We start from the raw sequence: 14,077 nt of genomic DNA, 5'->3' as shown, positions 1-14,077 counted from the left end.
GCTCACGGTCACACACGGAGCAGCGCCCCCGACGGAGGAGAGCTCCCGAATGGTGGGGCGACCTCGATCTGGCGCAGGTATCCGTCGAGGATCAGGTCGTGGCGATGGAGGCGATGGCGGCGGCCCCGGACCTCGACGCCTTCCGAGGGCCACTGCGCCCGACCGGCCTCGGTGTGCTCCCTCTACGATGGCGCCATACCGCCGCTCATGTGCCGGCGGGCCGCCGGTCGGGAGGGGCCACCAATGATCATTTTCGGTACGCGGGGATATCTGTACCAGCTCGCGATGCTCACGTTCGTCTGTGGCAACTGCGGAAATCCCGCTGCGCACGCGCTGCGCAAGTACGTCACGAAGTTCACGCTGTTCTTCGTGCCGCTGTTCCCCATCTCCAGCAAGTACCGCTCACAGTGCACGTTCTGCGGGATCGAGCACCAGCTCGCCAAGGAGCAGGCGGAGGCGCTGCTCGCGCAGACCGCCGCGCCCGCCGGCTACCCGGCGCAGGGCCAGCAGCAGCCGGGCCAGCCGCTCGGTCAGAACCCCTACCAGCAGTAGTCGTTCAGGGGCTGGCGGCGAACGGCGCCGTGAGGCGCAGCCGCCAGTCCCCGTCGGTGCGGACCACGAGATCGACGCGCCAGGCCGCCACGCGCAGCGGGAGCAGCGGCCGCACCCTGTCCCTCACGAGCTCCGCCTCCTCGTCCGTGGCCCCCGTCGCCAGCGTGACATGCGGCTCGGGACGCTCCCCGAACCGGCCGCCGTACGGGGCGATGTGCGGCCAGCGTGCGCAGAACGCGTCGGCCACGGGCTGCAGTGCGGGTGCGGGGACGGCGACGAAGCGCGGCGCCACCACGAAGTCCTTCAGATCCGTCCGGACCGCGGGCAGTGACGCCGCGAGGTCGCGCACCTCGGCGTCGACGTCCGCCGTCAGCTCCGCCGCGGGCAGGAACGGGTAGAGCAGCGAGACATGGGCGGGCAGACCCTTCCTCACGAGCGCGGGGTTGATCTCCGCCGCGGCTTCGAGCAGCGGGTTCGCCATGGGCAGGGTGATGACCAGCGCGCTCCGGTCCTCCGGGGCGCGCCCCTCGCCGACGGCCGTCATAGCCACCTCACCTCCGTGCCGGGACATGCGTGCGGGGGCGGACCAGGAACGGCCGGCCCCCGCACATGTTCTCAGCCCTGAGCGGCGCTGCGGCGCTTGCGCGTCGCCCACACAAGGCCGCCACCCGCGAGGATCACCACGGCGGCCGCCCCGCCGATGAGCGGCGTGGCGCTGGACGAGCCCGTCTCGGCGAGGTCGCCCGAGTCGGCGCTCGGCTTGGACGAGGGCACCGCGGCAGCGGAGCTCGTCGCCGTGCTCGGCTTGTCGCTCGGCGTGGGAGACGCCGTGTCGGCCGGCTTGGACGGCGTCGGAGTCGGCTTCGGCGTGTCCGACGGCTTGGGCGTGCTGCCCTCGCACACCGGGGCCGTCTTCGTCTCGTCACGCGAGTACTGGTCGCCGTCGGCCGCCTTCACGACCAGGTGGACCTGGAGTTCCTTGCTGTGCTCGGGCAGGTCCAGCTTCTTGTGGAAATCGTTCTGGAACGTCGCGGTGGGCAGCAGGTCCTTTCCGTCCACCGTGACAGTCACCGTGTTGTCGGCCCTCGACCCGTAGTTGGTCAGGTCGAGGCTGACCTGGGAGCAGGTCACCTCCCACACGGGGGTGTGCGCCTGCGCGGGGCTCGCGAAGAGCCCCACGCCGAACGCACCCGCAGTGGCGGCCGCTATGAGAGCGCCCGACGTCCGCCACGTCTTCTTGTTCTCAACCACAGAATTGTCCTCCGCGATGTTCGCCCCGTATGACAGTGCGCGCACCCTACTCCCGACGCACCCGGGGTTCACAACCGCCTCCCCCTTTCCCACGCGCCCCTGGCTCAGAGCGAGTTGGGAGCGTCCCCGAAGTCCGGGATGTCCAGTCGTGCACCCCCGCGCAGGGCCGACTCGTGGGCGACGATGCCGGGCAGGGTGTAACGGGCGGCCACCCACGCGTTCACCGACGGCAGGGTCCTCGTGGCGACGGCGGTGACGAAGTCGTCGACGAGGAAGTGGTGGCTTCCCTCGTGGCCGTTGGGCATGTGGTCGAACTCGCGGGGCAGCCGGGCGCGGTCATGCACGGGCGCCGAACCGGAGGTGAACGCGTCCCTGAGGGCAGGCGCGATGTGCTGGAGCGAGGGGTCGTCGGCCGGCAGCGTCGGCTTGGGCTGAAGGAGTTCCGAGATGTCCCGCACCCCCTTCTTGTCCTGCCAGAAACTGACCGTGGCCAGCTGCTCCATACTGGCGTCGGTGCCGAAGAACCGGAACCGCGATTCGCGGATGTGTGACGGATAGCCGACCCTGCGGAACTCGTTCGTACGGAACGAGCCGCCGCCCGCGACCTCGAAGAGCGCCGTCGCGTTCGACAGGTCGTTGCCGAACTGGCTGACCTCCTTGTCGAAGACCCCGTCACCGCGCTCGTCGGGCACACCGATCGCGGAGACGCTCACGGCGTGGGTCCGCCAGGCGCCGAGCACACCACCGACGGAGTGCGTCGGGTAGAGCAGGGGCGGATAGCTGGCGGTGGCCTTCCAGTTGTCGCCGCCGCTGTACCGGTAGGCGTCGTAGAAGCCGAGGTCCATGTCGTGGACGTAGTCGCCCTCGGCGTAGAAGAGCCGCCCGAAGGCGCCGTCGGCGATCTGGTTGCGGGCGTGCACGGTCGCCGGGTTGTACTGGCTGGTCTCGCCCATCATGTACGTCAGCCCCGTGTCGCGCACGGCGTCGATGATGGCGGCGATCTCGTCCTCGGTGATCGCCATCGGCACCGCCGAGTACACGTGCTTCCCGGCGCGCAACGCCTGCAGGACGAGCGGGCCGTGGGTCCAGCGCTGGGTAAAGACCGCCACGGCGTCGACCGCGTCGGACTCCAGCATGGCGTCGAACGAGGGGAAGGTGCCGGTGAGCCGCTCGGCGGCGACGAGCTGTTCGGCGCGCTTCGGCAGCAGGTCCGTGACGTGGATGTCGCCGACACCGGGGTGGGCGCGGAACAGCTTGGCGAACTGCCCGGAGAACTGCCCGGCGCCGACGATGCCGATGGAGAACGTCATGAGGATCCCTTCACAGACTGGACTTCACTGAAATGCACGGGACTTCACTGAACTTCATTGGGAGAGCAGGAGGTTGATCTGACTGTTGGTGCGGTCGAGGCCGCCGACGGGGACATCGCTGGCATAGATGTCCTGCATGGCGGGCCGCATCAACGCATACACCCCCGCCGCGTAGTTGGTGATCGGGAAGGAGAAGGTCGTCTTGTCGGCGACCGGCTTGGTGAACACCGTGACGTCGATGCCGTCCTTCTTGTAAGCGGCGACGGCCGCCGCCGTGCCGTCCTTGGTGGCCGGGAACACGATCCCGTGCTCGCCGACCGTCCGCCGGCAGGCGAGGTAGGCCACCCACTTCTCGGCGCCCGGCTTGTTGCGCGCGTGCTTGGTGATGGAGTCCGCGAGGTCGTTCATCATGGTGGCGCGCCTGCCGCTCGGGCCGACAGGGGTGACGGCCGTGCCGGTCTGGATGCGCTTGAACCCGTAGTACGTCTTGATCATCCAGGAGCCGTCGAGCGAGGTCGCCGCCGTGCCCGAACCGAACTGCACGCTCAATACACCTAGCGGGGGCCTCGGGCCGGGCCTAGCAGGACGCCGGCGATCAGATCGTGGACCAGGAACTCACCCGGCCGACAGTTCTCCTTGAGCCGGTCCAGGTCGGCGGCCCCGAACCAGCCGTACGCGGAGTGCTTGGACCACTCCAGGGCGGGATGGTCCAGATCCCCGTCGACCTCGACGACCCAGTCGGCCTCGTGCCGTCGGCCGCCACCGTCGTCACCGGTCCACGTGGAGACACCGAGGAACGCACCCACCCGCCGCAGGCGCCACCCCGTCTCCTCCTCGATCTCGCGGGCCAGCGCGCCGAGGAGACTCTCGCCGGGCTCGACGTGGCCGCCGACGATGTCCCACGTGTCGGGAAAAAGGCGCCGGTCGGGGCTTCGCCTCTGCGCGAAAGCCTGCCCCCGCGCATCGAGGATCACGGCACCCACGGTCCACACCTCGCCCTGCTTCATCACGGGAGGTGCGGGCGTCACCGCGATGCGTTCGTATTGCTCGCGCGATGGCATGGCGCCACTTTAGAGGGACGCAGCGCGACCTGGCAGGACGGCGGGAGCCGGGGCTGACAGGAAACTGACAGCGTCCGTGCGCTACTGGTCGCAAGAGCCCCGGTAAGTGGCATCGTGGAAGGTGAGCGCACCGCCGGTCCCGCTCCGCGTGAGCGGCTCGTACGGCGGCGCGCACCGCGGAGCGAAGGCGGTGACGGCTGTGACAACCACCCTGAAGGCCGGAGGGAGCCGGTTCAAGGCCGACCGGCAGCTGACCGTGCGCATGCTGGTCACCGTGTTCCTGCTGGGCCTGCTGTACGTGGCGTTCATCGGCGCGCTCCTGGTCCTGCTCAAGTCGACACTCCTGGTCGTCGTGATCGCCGCGGGACTCCTCGGGTCGCAGTACTGGTTCTCCGACCGGATCGCCCTGTACGCCATGCACGGCCGCATCGTGACCCGTGAGGAGCAGCCCCAGCTGCACGGCGTCATCGACCGGCTGTGCGCGACCGCCGACATGCCGAAACCGCAGGTGGCCATCGCCGGCACCGACCTCCCGAACGCGTTCGCCACCGGCCGCAACGCCGATCACGCGGTGGTGTGCGTGACCACGGGCCTGCTGCGCCGTCTGGAGCCCGACGAACTGGAGGGCGTCCTCGCGCACGAGCTGTCCCATGTGGCTCACCGCGACGTCGCCGTGATCACGGTGGCCTCGTTCCTCGGTGTGGTCGCCGGCATCGTCGTGCGCTTCGCGTTCTACTCCGAGCTGCTCGGCGGCCGCCGCAGGACCGACCAGAACACGCTGGTGGTCCTCGCGGTGGTCATGGGCGTCTCGATCGCCGTCTACGCGATCAGCTTCGTCCTCATCCGGGCGCTGTCCCGGTACCGGGAGCTGGCCGCCGACCGGGCCGCGGCGCTGCTGACGGGCCGGCCGTCGGCGCTGGCGTCCGCGCTGACCAAGCTCGACGGGGACATCGCCCGCATCCCGAGCAAGGATCTGCGGACGGCCCGGGCGTTCAACGCGTTCTACTTCATCCCCGCGCTGTCGAAGGCGGCCCCGCTGCCCCGGCTCTTCTCCACTCACCCCTCGCTCGAACAGCGCCTCGACCAGCTGGCGGCGATCTCCGCCGACCTCGGCCGCCCGGCCTGAGCCCCCGAAGGGATCCATATGGGCTTCCTGGACATCCTGCTCGGGCGCACCAGGCCCGCTCCACCCGACCTCGACCGGCTCTTCGGCCTGCCGTCGGCCGCGATCACTCTGGAGGCGGCCGCCGGGTTCACGCCGACCGGCCTGGGCTCGGTGTGCTTCACGACGGTGGAGGGGACGGCCTTCGACACGATCCGCGAGGACGTAGGGGCGCTGCTGAACGCCGATACTGAGCGTGGCGCCGCGGCGGAGTTCAGCCGGGACGAATACGGCTACACATGGCTGCTCTCCCGAAGAGCCCCCTCGGACCTGCCGGCGCTGGTCGGCGATCTGCACGCGGTGAACGCCACGCTCGAAGGCAACGGCTTCGGCCCCCAACTCCTGTGCTCCCTGGCCGGCTTCCGCAACGCTGAAGGCCGCTCGCTGGCGCTCGTCTACCTCTACAAGCGGGGCACGTTCTACCCCTTCGCCCCGCTCCCTGGAGAAAAGCGCGACAACGCCCTGGAACTGCGCGTACGCGCTGTGATCGGCGACGACCTCCGCATGGAACAGGACCTGGAACGCTGGTTCCCGGTGTGGGGCGCCCCCGGCCTGGGAGAGACCAGGACCTGACACGGCCGCCGAGGGAAGGGCGGTACCCGTCGGTAAACCCCGACCATCACGCAACCGCGACCGTCACGCCCGCAGAGCGACAACGGCCTCGTCCGTGTACATCAGGAACGTCAGCGTCTCCTGGAAGTACAGCTCGACGCCGGTCGCGTCGTGCGAGGTGTAACCGATCGAAAGATCCTGGCCGATGCGGAGTTCGTAGTCGCCGCCGCGGGTGGACAGGACGAAGGCGCCGTTGATCGCGGGTGCCCAGATCAGTTCGCCGTCCAGGAGCCGGGCGATGTGGCCGGACACGGGGAAACCGTGGTCGGTGGTCTCGCTGACCGCCGTGTACGCCTCGGCGCCGAGCAGCAGCGAGTACGGGCCGTCGACGCCGGCGAGGCGCAGGGCGCTGAGAGCTCTCGCGATGGTGTCGGGGTAGTCGCGGGGTTCGGCCGGCAGACTCAGGACGGGGTTGGACGTGCGCTCGCGGACGCCTTCGATCCGGCCCGCGGCGTAGCCGTCGAAGATGGCCTGGTCCTCGGCGAACGCCATGGTGCGGGCCGCGTCCTTGACCGGCTGCCAGTCGGAGTCGTTGGAGCCGCGGGCGACGTCGTCCACGGCCTCGCGGCTGACGGTGAAGGGAACGCGCAGTTCAACCAGCGGCTGGGCCTCGCGCAGCCGCGCCATGACTCCCGGTGCGGGCGGCGTGACGGACCGCAGATGCCCGGTGCCGACGGCGGCGAGTTCGAGCCCGTCAGGTCCGGTGACGTCAAGGACGCGGCGTCCCGCGACATGACGCTGGAAGGTGCGGCCGGCCTCTTGCTCGATCTCCGCCCAGGCGGCTTCGCTGATGGGGGCGAGTTCGCGGTGCAGATTGTTCATGACGCGGGAGCTCCTTTGAGGCCGCCGATGCCCAACGAGCCGTCGGGCGGGGCGACGACGGGCTGCGGTGACGCGGCAGGGGCGGGAACTTCGCGTGCGGCGTCCGGCAGAGCGGGCGGGTCCGGCAGGTTGTCGAGGAAGTCTGCGGCGGGAACGAAGAACAGGTTTCCCGTGACGGCGGTGGAGAAGTCGAGGATCCGGTCGGTGTTGCCGGGAGGGCTGCCGATGAACATGTTCTCGAGCATCTGCTCGGTGACCGCGGGGGTCCGCGCGTACCCGATGAAGTACGTACCGAACTCGCCACGTCCCAGCGTCCCGAACGGCATGTTCTGGCGGACGATCTTCCGCTCCTCGCCGTCCTCGGTGATGGTGTTGAGGGCGACGTGGGAGTCGGCGGGCTTGGTCTCGTCGGACATCTCGATGTTGTCGGCCTTCGAACGGCCGATGACCTTCTCCTGCTCCTCCGTCGACAGGGCATGCCAGGCAGCCATGTCGTGGAGATACTTCTGCACCACGACGTAACTGCCGCCCGCGAACGGGGCGTCCTCATCGCCGATGAACACGGCAGAGAGTGCCGCGTCACCCGTCGGGTTCTCGCTGCCGTCGACGAACCCGAGCAGGTCCCGGTCGTCGAAGTAGTTGAAGCCGTGCACCTCGTCGACGACGGTCGCGGCGTCGCCGAGCTGTCCGACGATGTGGCCGGCCAGCTCGAAACAGAGGTCCATGCGCCGTGCCCGCAGATGGAAGAGCAGATCCCCAGGAGTGGCGACGGCCCGGTGCCGATCGCCGTTCAGCTCACGAAAGGGATGCAGTCCGACAGGCCGCGGCCCGCCGAACAACCGGTCCCAGACAACAGAACCGATACCGACGGTGCACGCCAGGAACGAGTCGGGAGAACGGAACGAGACCGAACGCAGCAGCCCGTTCAACCCACCGAGCTGGTCGCGTACGCGGGGTTCGGCGCCCGGTGCCGTGGTCACCACGAGAAAGAGGGCCGCTGTCGAGTACGGCGCCAAGACGGGCTGCGTTTGCGTCACTGGCTCTCCCGCAGGGGTGCAATGCAGTCGGCTGACTTCCGTCACACTAAGCCGGGCTCACCTCTCCCGCACGGTCAGTCGGTGACCCGCCGCGGGTCCCGCCCTCTGCGGACGTCCTCCACGAGGTGCATCGCGGCCTCCTCGGCGGACGCGGCCGCACCGTCGATCCCGACGTCCTCGGCGAACAGGTCGCCCTCCTTGTCCTTGCGCACCCCTTCATCGGGCGCCACGAGCCGACCGGAGCGCTCGGCACCCACCTCGTCGTCGAGCGGTTCGCCGTCGGTGTCCCAGGTGTCGCCGATGCCGTCGTCCTCCGGCACAACGAGGTCGGGGACCTCCTCGGACAGACGCTCGTCGAGCGTCTCGCCGAGCCGCTGCTCCGAGCAGGTGACACCGGTGTGCTCGACCCCCCAGGGCCGCTCGGGCGGCGAATAGCCCTCGTCGAGCGGATCGGTGACGCGACCGCCGAGCAGGGTGTCCTCCTGGTCGAGGAGACCCTCGTCGTCCTGGACCTCGGACCCGTCGGGCTGGTAGACGTCGTCTCCCCGCCCTTGATCGTCGATGTCCACGTCGCCTCCTTCAGCGGTGGCCTCTGCCTCCATTGTGTGCGGCGAGAGGGCGGCACGTCCTGCTGAACGATCCCGGACATGAAGGTGCCCCGACCGTGACGGGGGATCACGGCCGGGGCGGTCCGGGTGGGCGCGGATGGCGGTCGCCTCGCGGCGGGGGCTCCACAAGGCATCAGCCGAACGATCGTCCTTGCAGGCGAATGAGATGAGGCCCGGGGACACAGCTCCATCCGCGTCCACGCCACTTCCAACGACGAACCGCTCCCGGGAATTCCCCACCCCCCCGGCCCGCCCCATGAACCCCGTCACGGGAAGGCAGCCCCACCGAGCGATGAGCCGCATACGAGACGTGGACCGGCACCTGGGATGGAGCAGCCTCGCCGAAGGGGCGGCCGCGTACGAGACGCGCGGCAGCGAGTCCCACCGGCGGTGAGGCGCCGACGGGACGGGAGGGGACGCGGGGGCAAGTGCGCGCGGAGCCACCAGCACCACGTACAGGTAATCAGCTAGCTGACGTACGCCCGTAGAACAGCGAGCTCGTACATGCCCCCGCGGCCCCGCACCCGAAAACACAACGGCCGAAGACAGCCGGCACCCGTCGGCGCACCGGCATCCCCACCCCACCCTTCCGTCACGGCATCGCGGGCACGTCCTCCAGCGCCGAGATCCGCCGGCCGATCGCCTCGAGCGCGCCGGGCCGCCGCCCAGGAACCGAACGCCGCAACCGCGTAAGAGACGCGGCAAGCGCACGGGCCTGCGCCGGATCGCCAAGCTGCTCCCACTGATGATGGGCGCGATCCACGGCGGCCTCGACATCCTCCGTGTCCGCAGCCTGCCCACGTGCCAGCCGAGCCGAAGCCGCAGCCATCCACAGCTCGCAACTGCGGCCAGGATCCCGCGCGAGCCGCGCAAGATCCGCACGCACCTCGAGCCAGTGGAGCGCCTCCGGCGACCCCGCGCCATGAGTGCGCAGAGCGGTGCTCTCCCACATGGCCGCGATGGCCGCGGCCTCACCATGCCGCCCGGACTGCGCGGCGGCGAGGATCGCCGGGTGCGGATCGGCATCGGGGCGAGCCTCGGCAACTGGAGCCGCCTCTTGCCGAGGGACCGGCACGGCCGACGGGGGAGCCGGCGGCACACTCCCCGGCCCACCGTCGACCGCGAGGAACACCGCATCGCCGGGGCCGGCCTCCCCAGCCGCCTGGGCATGAAGATGCGCAAGCGGCGGGCGGTGCCCGTTGCGCCATATCGAGGCGTAGGTCTTGAGATAGCCAGGTGCGGCAGTGGAACGGCGTGGAGGAGGAGGCGAGACCCGCCCGAACAGACGAACCCCGGGCCCCACACCGAACCCCCCGCCCCGCACCTGCCCCCAGGCATCACCGTCGGCCACCAGATCGAGGACCACCGTGGTGGTGTCGGGCCGCCGGAGCGCGAGTTCGCCGGTGAGCCAGTGCCAGGGCAGTGCGGTGTACCGCAGGGTCGACGGAGTCGTACGGGCCAGGGCGAGATGAAGCAGTTGCTGGCGGTGATCCAGATGGAGCTGCCCGGTCACGTACAGGACGAGAGGGCCGGGCGCGGCGGCCGCGGTGCGGATGCGGGTGAGGACGGTCTGCGGGTCGACGGGGTCGGCGAGTTCGACGACGGTCGCGGCGGCGGTGCCGGTCAGCGCGCTGGGTGGTACGGCCGCGAGCGCGGGCAGTACGGAAGTCGCGTCGATGAGACAGCTCTTGTTCGCCGGGGCGGCCGCAAGGAGCAGCGCGGTCCCGGTCACTGTCTGTTCCCCGTTGTCCTGCTGAGTGATCACCACTACAGCACCGTAACTGGTCCTTCCCTGTCACGGGTGACCGGTAGCAGGAGCTCGACTGGGGCCAATACAGGGCGATTTCGACGCAATCGGGAAGTGGCTGCCGCACGCGCAAGGGTTCCGTCATTGTTGACGGAACGAGAACGAGCCCACCCCCGTTCCGCCCCGCAGCCGACCGCGATGCGCGCCACGCGTCCGGCGCCGGTGCCCCGTCCGGGTGCGGAGCCGAACCCCGTCACGGAAGCTGAGAACTATGGACGAACCTGAAGGATTTCCCCCTGTGGTCGTGCACGCCGCCCAGCCCGGCGGCCGCCGGGTGACCATCCGCGGCGAGGACGCCGGACTGGCGACCGGGCAGGAGGACGTGCTCGAGTTCCTGCGGCGAGCGGGCCTGGAGGACGCGCGGCTGGACGACCCCGAGCTGGTCGAGTGGCGGGGTGGCGGTACGAAGGTGTGGCCGGCGCAGATCTGAGAGGGCGCCGCCGAACCCGCACCCCACAGCCCAGCGTCAGCGGTAAGAACTCGCGTCAGCCGGCTTGCCCGGGTCCTGCACCTCGACGAGATAGCGCCAGGCGTCGGGCCGGCTCCCGTCGACGTCGGTGAACCCGTACACCTGGGCAAGTGCCCCGCTGGACGTCGACTGCCCGTTCCAGCGGGCCACTTCGGGGTCGGCGGCGAGCGCGGCGACGGCCCGGCCGACGTAGAACGGGGTCTCGGAGATCGCGAAGTGGGGCACCTGTTCCAGGGCGTCGCGCCAGTTCTCCTCGGTGACGCCGAAGTGGCCGAGCATGATCTCCGAGCGCAGCCAGCCCGGGGTGAGGGCGAGGGCTGTCGCGCCGCGTGGGCCCAGTTCCTGCCCGAGGGCGAAGCCCATACGCAGAACGGAACTCTTGGCGAGATCGTAGAAGAACGAGACGCGGTAGTTGTCACGGTTGTACTCGGCCGTACCGTCGGTCATCTCGACGACGAGACCACCGGGGTTCCGGAGCAGGAGCGGCAGCGCGTGGTGGCTGGTGACGGCGTGCGTCTCGACGGCGAGGCGGAGCAGACGAAGCCCGTCGTCGAGGTCGTGCTCCCAGACGGGGGTGTCCCAGGCGAAGAGGTTCTCGCCGCCCCAGATGTCGTTGACCAAAACATCGAGCCGCCCCTGTTCGGTGGCGATACGGTCGACGAGGGCCTTGACCTGGGCGGGGTCGAGGTGGTCGGTGGGCACCGCGATACCACGCCCGCCGGCCGCGGTCACCAGGTCCGCCGTGTCCTCGATGGTCTCCGGCCGGCCGTACTCGGAGCGCCGGGCCCGCGTGGTGCGGCCGGTCACGTACACCGTGGCGCCGGCCGCGCCGAGTTCCACGGCGATGCCTCGTCCCGCGCCGCGGGTCGCGCCCGCCACGAGGGCGATCTTGCCGTCCAGCCGGGCACTTCCGGTCCCGGGTTCCTGTGTCATGGAGCCGTCTCCTCGCTGCTGCCGGACGGGCCGCCGTGGCCCGCCTCGGTTCGAGCATGACCCGAAATCAGGACACCGCGTGTCGCCATTCCTGAGCGGATGTTCTCCGCCCATCGGTCACATTCCAGAGCCGGCCCGTGTCATAACAGTGACCAGGGAACCCGCCCGACGTGACAGGGAGACGCCGATGCCACCCGCCCGGACCGTGAAGCAGCGCAAGCAGGACACCCTCGACAGACTCGAACGCGACGAGGACGTATGGGTGGCCACGGCCGACAGGGAGAACGCGACGCCGTATCTCGTACCGCTGTCGTTCCTGTGGGACGGTGCGACGCTGCTGCTCGCCACTCCGGCGGCCAGTCCCACGGGACGCAATCTGCGGGCCACGGGGCGGGCCCGGCTCGGCGTCGGCCCGACGCGTGACGTCGTCATGATCGAGGGCACGGCGCAGACGCTGACGGCCGCCGAACTCCCGGACGGCGTCGGAGACGCGTTCGCGGAGAAGACAGGGTTCGACCCGCGCACGCTGACCTCGGAGTACCTCTACTTCCGCGTCACACCGCGGCGGGTCCAAGCCTGGCGGGAGGCCAACGAGCTGGCGGGCCGGGACCTGATGCGGGAGGGCGAGTGGATCGAGGAGTCAACTTGACCTGGCCCTGAAGGACCGGGTTTGGAGGTAGCGTCCAACTGGCTGTTGGGTGGGCTCCTCCGTCCAGACACCCTTATGGGGTGGCAGGGACGCGTGACTCACGCCCCGCAGTCCACACAGCCTCGCCCTTGCGGGCGATGTTGTGGGAAGCGTTCCGGTCTGCGTGGGCAACGACCCCGCAGTTCCGGCAGGTGAAGAGGGCCTGGCTTGCCCGGTTCTTCTTGTCGATGTGGCCGCACGCGCAGCACTGCTGCGTGGTGTAGGCGGGATCGACGAAGACCACGGGGACGCCGGCCCTGCGGGCCTTGTAGACGATGAAGTCTGCGAGCTGGGCAAAGGCCCAGGAGTGCAGTGCGACCCGTTGGGGCTTGCGGAGCCGTACCCTCTGCCGGATTCCCCTGAGTTCCTCCAGGGAAATCCCGGCCGAGGTGCGTTCAGCCTCGGTCACGATCGTCTTGGCGATGATGTGATTCTGGTTCTTCGCGTGACGCTGTTCACGCCGGTTGCGCTTCTTCAACAACCGCTTGGCGGACTTGGTGCCCTTGGCCTGGAGCTTCCTGCGCAGGTCGAGTTGCCGCTTACGGTGGCGGTTCAGGCCGCGCCCGGCAGATTTGTGGCCGGTGGATGTGGTGGCAATGTTGGCGATTCCAAGGTCCACGCCGATGAAATGGCCGGGCTCGTACTGCTCGGCCTCGGGAACGTCGCACGTCGCGATCAGATAGAACACGCCGTCGCGTTCGATCAGATCCGACTCGCCCTGCCGGTGGTCCCGAAGCGTCTTGAGTACGTCAGACGAGCAGGCAAAGCGGACGTTCTTGATACGCCCGGAAGTTGTCCAGATGCTCACCGTCTGCGCGTCGTACTGCCAGCTCAAACACCGGTCGTCATACGGCTGCGCAGCCTCGGGCCGAAACGTGATCGGCTTGGACTCCGCCTCGCGGCGACGCTTAGAGCCTTCTTTGCCGAGATTCCCGGCACGGATGTTGGCCCTGAGCGTCGCGTAGGCATCGCGGGTCTTCTTGATGATGTGCTGGGCAGCCTGCGCCCCCAGTCCCCGCGACCGCAGTTCGCCATAAGTGTGCTTGCGCAACTCGTACTCACGCGGCACACCGCGCTCGAACGCCACCGCCGACACCCAGTTCGCGGCCTCGTTGACCGTACGCAGCGTCACCGACAGCGCGCCGGCCTGCCCGGCCTGCGGCATCAGCTTCACCTGCACGACAACCTTCACACAGGCGATCGTATCGACGCATGTCACCACGCCGAGAGCCAAACCCCCATATTCGCAGGGGCCGCACGAGCGTCCACACCCTCCACGCCCACTTGGTCTTCACACCCAAGTACCGGCGCGGACCGTTCACCGACGAGATCCCTCGACGCTGCGAGGACGTCATGCGCGCCGTCTGCGCAGACTTCGACACAGAGTTGGTCGAGTTCAACGGCGAGACCGATCACGTGCACCTGCTGGTGCTACCCGCCGAAGGTCTCCCCGTCCCGGCTGGCCGGCTCCCTCAAGGGCGCCTGTGCCCGCAGGCTCCCTCAGGAGCTTCCCCGACATATCCACAAGCACCTGTGGGGCGACCACTTCTGGCCGCCCTCGTACTCTGCCGCCTCCTGCGGGCGCGCCCCGCAGTCGATCATCAAGGAGTACATCGACAACCAGAAACATTCAGGCTGAGGTCAACCATGCGGACCCCTGGAAACCTGCGGGTCAAAGCAGTCCAGAGAACCGCTTCCTCCCGTGCCGGAACGCCCAGGGTTCCGCACTAGATCCTGCTGAATCACCCGCACCGAAGCCCGAGTT

Annotated in this window: 15 protein-coding genes and 2 pseudogenes; 6 read left to right on the top strand and 11 right to left on the bottom strand. The window is 69.4% G+C overall.

The genetic code is table 11. The features are described from left to right. The first annotated feature begins 243 nt into the window (after positions 1 to 243). Positions 244 to 552, top strand: a complete 309-nt coding sequence (locus OG758_RS41190) for a zinc-ribbon domain-containing protein (RefSeq protein ID WP_326714546.1) — start codon at positions 244 to 246, stop codon at positions 550 to 552. Positions 553 to 556: 4 nt separating this feature from the next. Here the strand turns inward: OG758_RS41190 and OG758_RS41185 are convergent, their stop codons facing one another. The 5 genes and pseudogenes from OG758_RS41185 to OG758_RS41165 form a co-directional block, all read right to left on the bottom strand. Continuing rightward, positions 557 to 1,096 (bottom strand): 2'-5' RNA ligase family protein, encoded by a 540-nt coding sequence (locus OG758_RS41185; RefSeq protein WP_326716201.1) that lies wholly within the window; start codon positions 1,094 to 1,096, stop codon positions 557 to 559. Between the two features lie 71 nt (positions 1,097 to 1,167). Continuing rightward, a complete protein-coding gene (locus OG758_RS41180) occupies positions 1,168 to 1,803 on the bottom strand; it encodes an LAETG motif-containing sortase-dependent surface protein (protein WP_326714545.1) in 636 nt (211 codons plus the stop codon). 104 nt (positions 1,804 to 1,907) lie between these two features. Further along, positions 1,908 to 3,113 (bottom strand): Gfo/Idh/MocA family protein, encoded by a 1,206-nt coding sequence (locus OG758_RS41175; RefSeq protein ID WP_326714544.1) that lies wholly within the window; start codon positions 3,111 to 3,113, stop codon positions 1,908 to 1,910. 54 nt (positions 3,114 to 3,167) lie between these two features. Continuing rightward, positions 3,168 to 3,653 (bottom strand): annotated as a pseudogene (locus OG758_RS41170) (sugar ABC transporter substrate-binding protein); the annotation flags it as partial. Between the two features lie 14 nt (positions 3,654 to 3,667). Beyond that, complete coding sequence (locus OG758_RS41165; RefSeq protein ID WP_382059855.1) at positions 3,668 to 4,174, bottom strand: NUDIX hydrolase; 507 nt, start codon at positions 4,172 to 4,174, stop codon at positions 3,668 to 3,670. Positions 4,175 to 4,385: 211 nt separating this feature from the next. Here OG758_RS41165 and htpX point away from each other — a divergent pair, with 211 nt between their 5' ends. Next, positions 4,386 to 5,300 (top strand): zinc metalloprotease HtpX, encoded by a 915-nt coding sequence (gene htpX / locus OG758_RS41160; protein WP_326716199.1) that lies wholly within the window; start codon positions 4,386 to 4,388, stop codon positions 5,298 to 5,300. 18 nt (positions 5,301 to 5,318) lie between these two features. Continuing rightward, entirely contained in the window at positions 5,319 to 5,909 is a 591-nt protein-coding gene (gene pspAB / locus OG758_RS41155) for a PspA-associated protein PspAB (protein ID WP_326714543.1), read from the top strand. Positions 5,910 to 5,972: 63 nt separating this feature from the next. Here pspAB and OG758_RS41150 read toward each other — a convergent pair whose 3' ends face one another. The 4 genes from OG758_RS41150 to OG758_RS41135 form a co-directional block, all read right to left on the bottom strand. Beyond that, positions 5,973 to 6,770 carry a family 1 encapsulin nanocompartment shell protein gene (locus OG758_RS41150; protein ID WP_326714542.1) on the bottom strand — a complete coding sequence of 266 codons (798 nt, stop codon included), beginning with the start codon at positions 6,768 to 6,770 and terminating at the stop codon, positions 5,973 to 5,975. After that, positions 6,767 to 7,807 (bottom strand): Dyp-type peroxidase, encoded by a 1,041-nt coding sequence (locus OG758_RS41145; protein ID WP_326714541.1) that lies wholly within the window; start codon positions 7,805 to 7,807, stop codon positions 6,767 to 6,769. The genes OG758_RS41150 and OG758_RS41145 overlap by 4 nt, the downstream gene beginning before the upstream one ends. Positions 7,808 to 7,881: 74 nt before the next feature. Then, positions 7,882 to 8,376: a DUF5709 domain-containing protein gene (locus OG758_RS41140; protein ID WP_326714540.1), complete on the bottom strand. Its 495-nt coding sequence runs from the start codon at positions 8,374 to 8,376 to the stop codon at positions 7,882 to 7,884. Between the two features lie 631 nt (positions 8,377 to 9,007). Beyond that, on the bottom strand, positions 9,008 to 10,183 hold the full coding sequence (locus tag OG758_RS41135) for a hypothetical protein (RefSeq protein ID WP_326714539.1): 1,176 nt from the start codon (positions 10,181 to 10,183) through the stop codon (positions 9,008 to 9,010). 250 nt (positions 10,184 to 10,433) lie between these two features. On the opposite strand from OG758_RS41135, the gene OG758_RS41130 reads away from it, so the two are divergent. Continuing rightward, entirely contained in the window at positions 10,434 to 10,652 is a 219-nt protein-coding gene (locus OG758_RS41130) for a hypothetical protein (RefSeq protein ID WP_326714538.1), read from the top strand. Between the two features lie 36 nt (positions 10,653 to 10,688). On the opposite strand, the gene OG758_RS41125 is transcribed toward OG758_RS41130, so the two are convergent. Next, positions 10,689 to 11,624, bottom strand: coding sequence for an SDR family oxidoreductase (locus OG758_RS41125; protein WP_326714537.1), 936 nt, complete (start codon positions 11,622 to 11,624; stop codon positions 10,689 to 10,691). 187 nt (positions 11,625 to 11,811) lie between these two features. Between OG758_RS41125 and OG758_RS41120 the strand changes: the two genes are divergently transcribed. Then, positions 11,812 to 12,273, top strand: a complete 462-nt coding sequence (locus OG758_RS41120; protein WP_326714536.1) for a pyridoxamine 5'-phosphate oxidase family protein — start codon at positions 11,812 to 11,814, stop codon at positions 12,271 to 12,273. A 73-nt stretch (positions 12,274 to 12,346) separates the two neighbouring features. Here the strand turns inward: OG758_RS41120 and OG758_RS41115 are convergent, their stop codons facing one another. Beyond that, positions 12,347 to 13,477: an RNA-guided endonuclease InsQ/TnpB family protein gene (locus OG758_RS41115; RefSeq protein WP_326716198.1), complete on the bottom strand. Its 1,131-nt coding sequence runs from the start codon at positions 13,475 to 13,477 to the stop codon at positions 12,347 to 12,349. Between the two features lie 47 nt (positions 13,478 to 13,524). Here OG758_RS41115 and tnpA point away from each other — a divergent pair. Next, positions 13,525 to 13,951: pseudogene (gene tnpA / locus OG758_RS41110) on the top strand (IS200/IS605 family transposase). Positions 13,952 to 14,077: the final 126 nt, after the last annotated feature.

Source organism: Streptomyces sp. NBC_01474 (genome assembly GCF_035918215.1).
Taxonomy (GTDB): domain Bacteria; phylum Actinomycetota; class Actinomycetes; order Streptomycetales; family Streptomycetaceae; genus Streptomyces; species Streptomyces aureus.
The sequence above is the reverse complement of the archived record's forward strand: the minus strand, read 5'-3'. Positions and strand labels throughout refer to the sequence as shown.

Excerpts from the sequence above, each read along its gene's own strand:
- OG758_RS41190 (WP_326714546.1), top strand. The coding sequence starts at position 244 with ATGATCATTTTCGGTACGCGGGGATATCTGTACCAGCTCGCGATGCTC.
- OG758_RS41185 (WP_326716201.1), bottom strand. The coding sequence starts at position 1,096 with ATGACGGCCGTCGGCGAGGGGCGCGCCCCGGAGGACCGGAGCGCGCTG.
- OG758_RS41175 (WP_326714544.1), bottom strand. The coding sequence starts at position 3,113 with ATGACGTTCTCCATCGGCATCGTCGGCGCCGGGCAGTTCTCCGGGCAG.
- OG758_RS41165 (WP_382059855.1), bottom strand. The coding sequence starts at position 4,174 with ATGCCATCGCGCGAGCAATACGAACGCATCGCGGTGACGCCCGCACCT.
- pspAB (WP_326714543.1), top strand. The coding sequence starts at position 5,319 with ATGGGCTTCCTGGACATCCTGCTCGGGCGCACCAGGCCCGCTCCACCC.
- OG758_RS41150 (WP_326714542.1), bottom strand. The coding sequence starts at position 6,770 with ATGAACAATCTGCACCGCGAACTCGCCCCCATCAGCGAAGCCGCCTGG.
- OG758_RS41130 (WP_326714538.1), top strand. The coding sequence starts at position 10,434 with ATGGACGAACCTGAAGGATTTCCCCCTGTGGTCGTGCACGCCGCCCAG.
- OG758_RS41125 (WP_326714537.1), bottom strand. The coding sequence starts at position 11,624 with ATGACACAGGAACCCGGGACCGGAAGTGCCCGGCTGGACGGCAAGATC.
- OG758_RS41120 (WP_326714536.1), top strand. The coding sequence starts at position 11,812 with ATGCCACCCGCCCGGACCGTGAAGCAGCGCAAGCAGGACACCCTCGAC.
- OG758_RS41115 (WP_326716198.1), bottom strand. The coding sequence starts at position 13,477 with ATGCCGCAGGCCGGGCAGGCCGGCGCGCTGTCGGTGACGCTGCGTACG.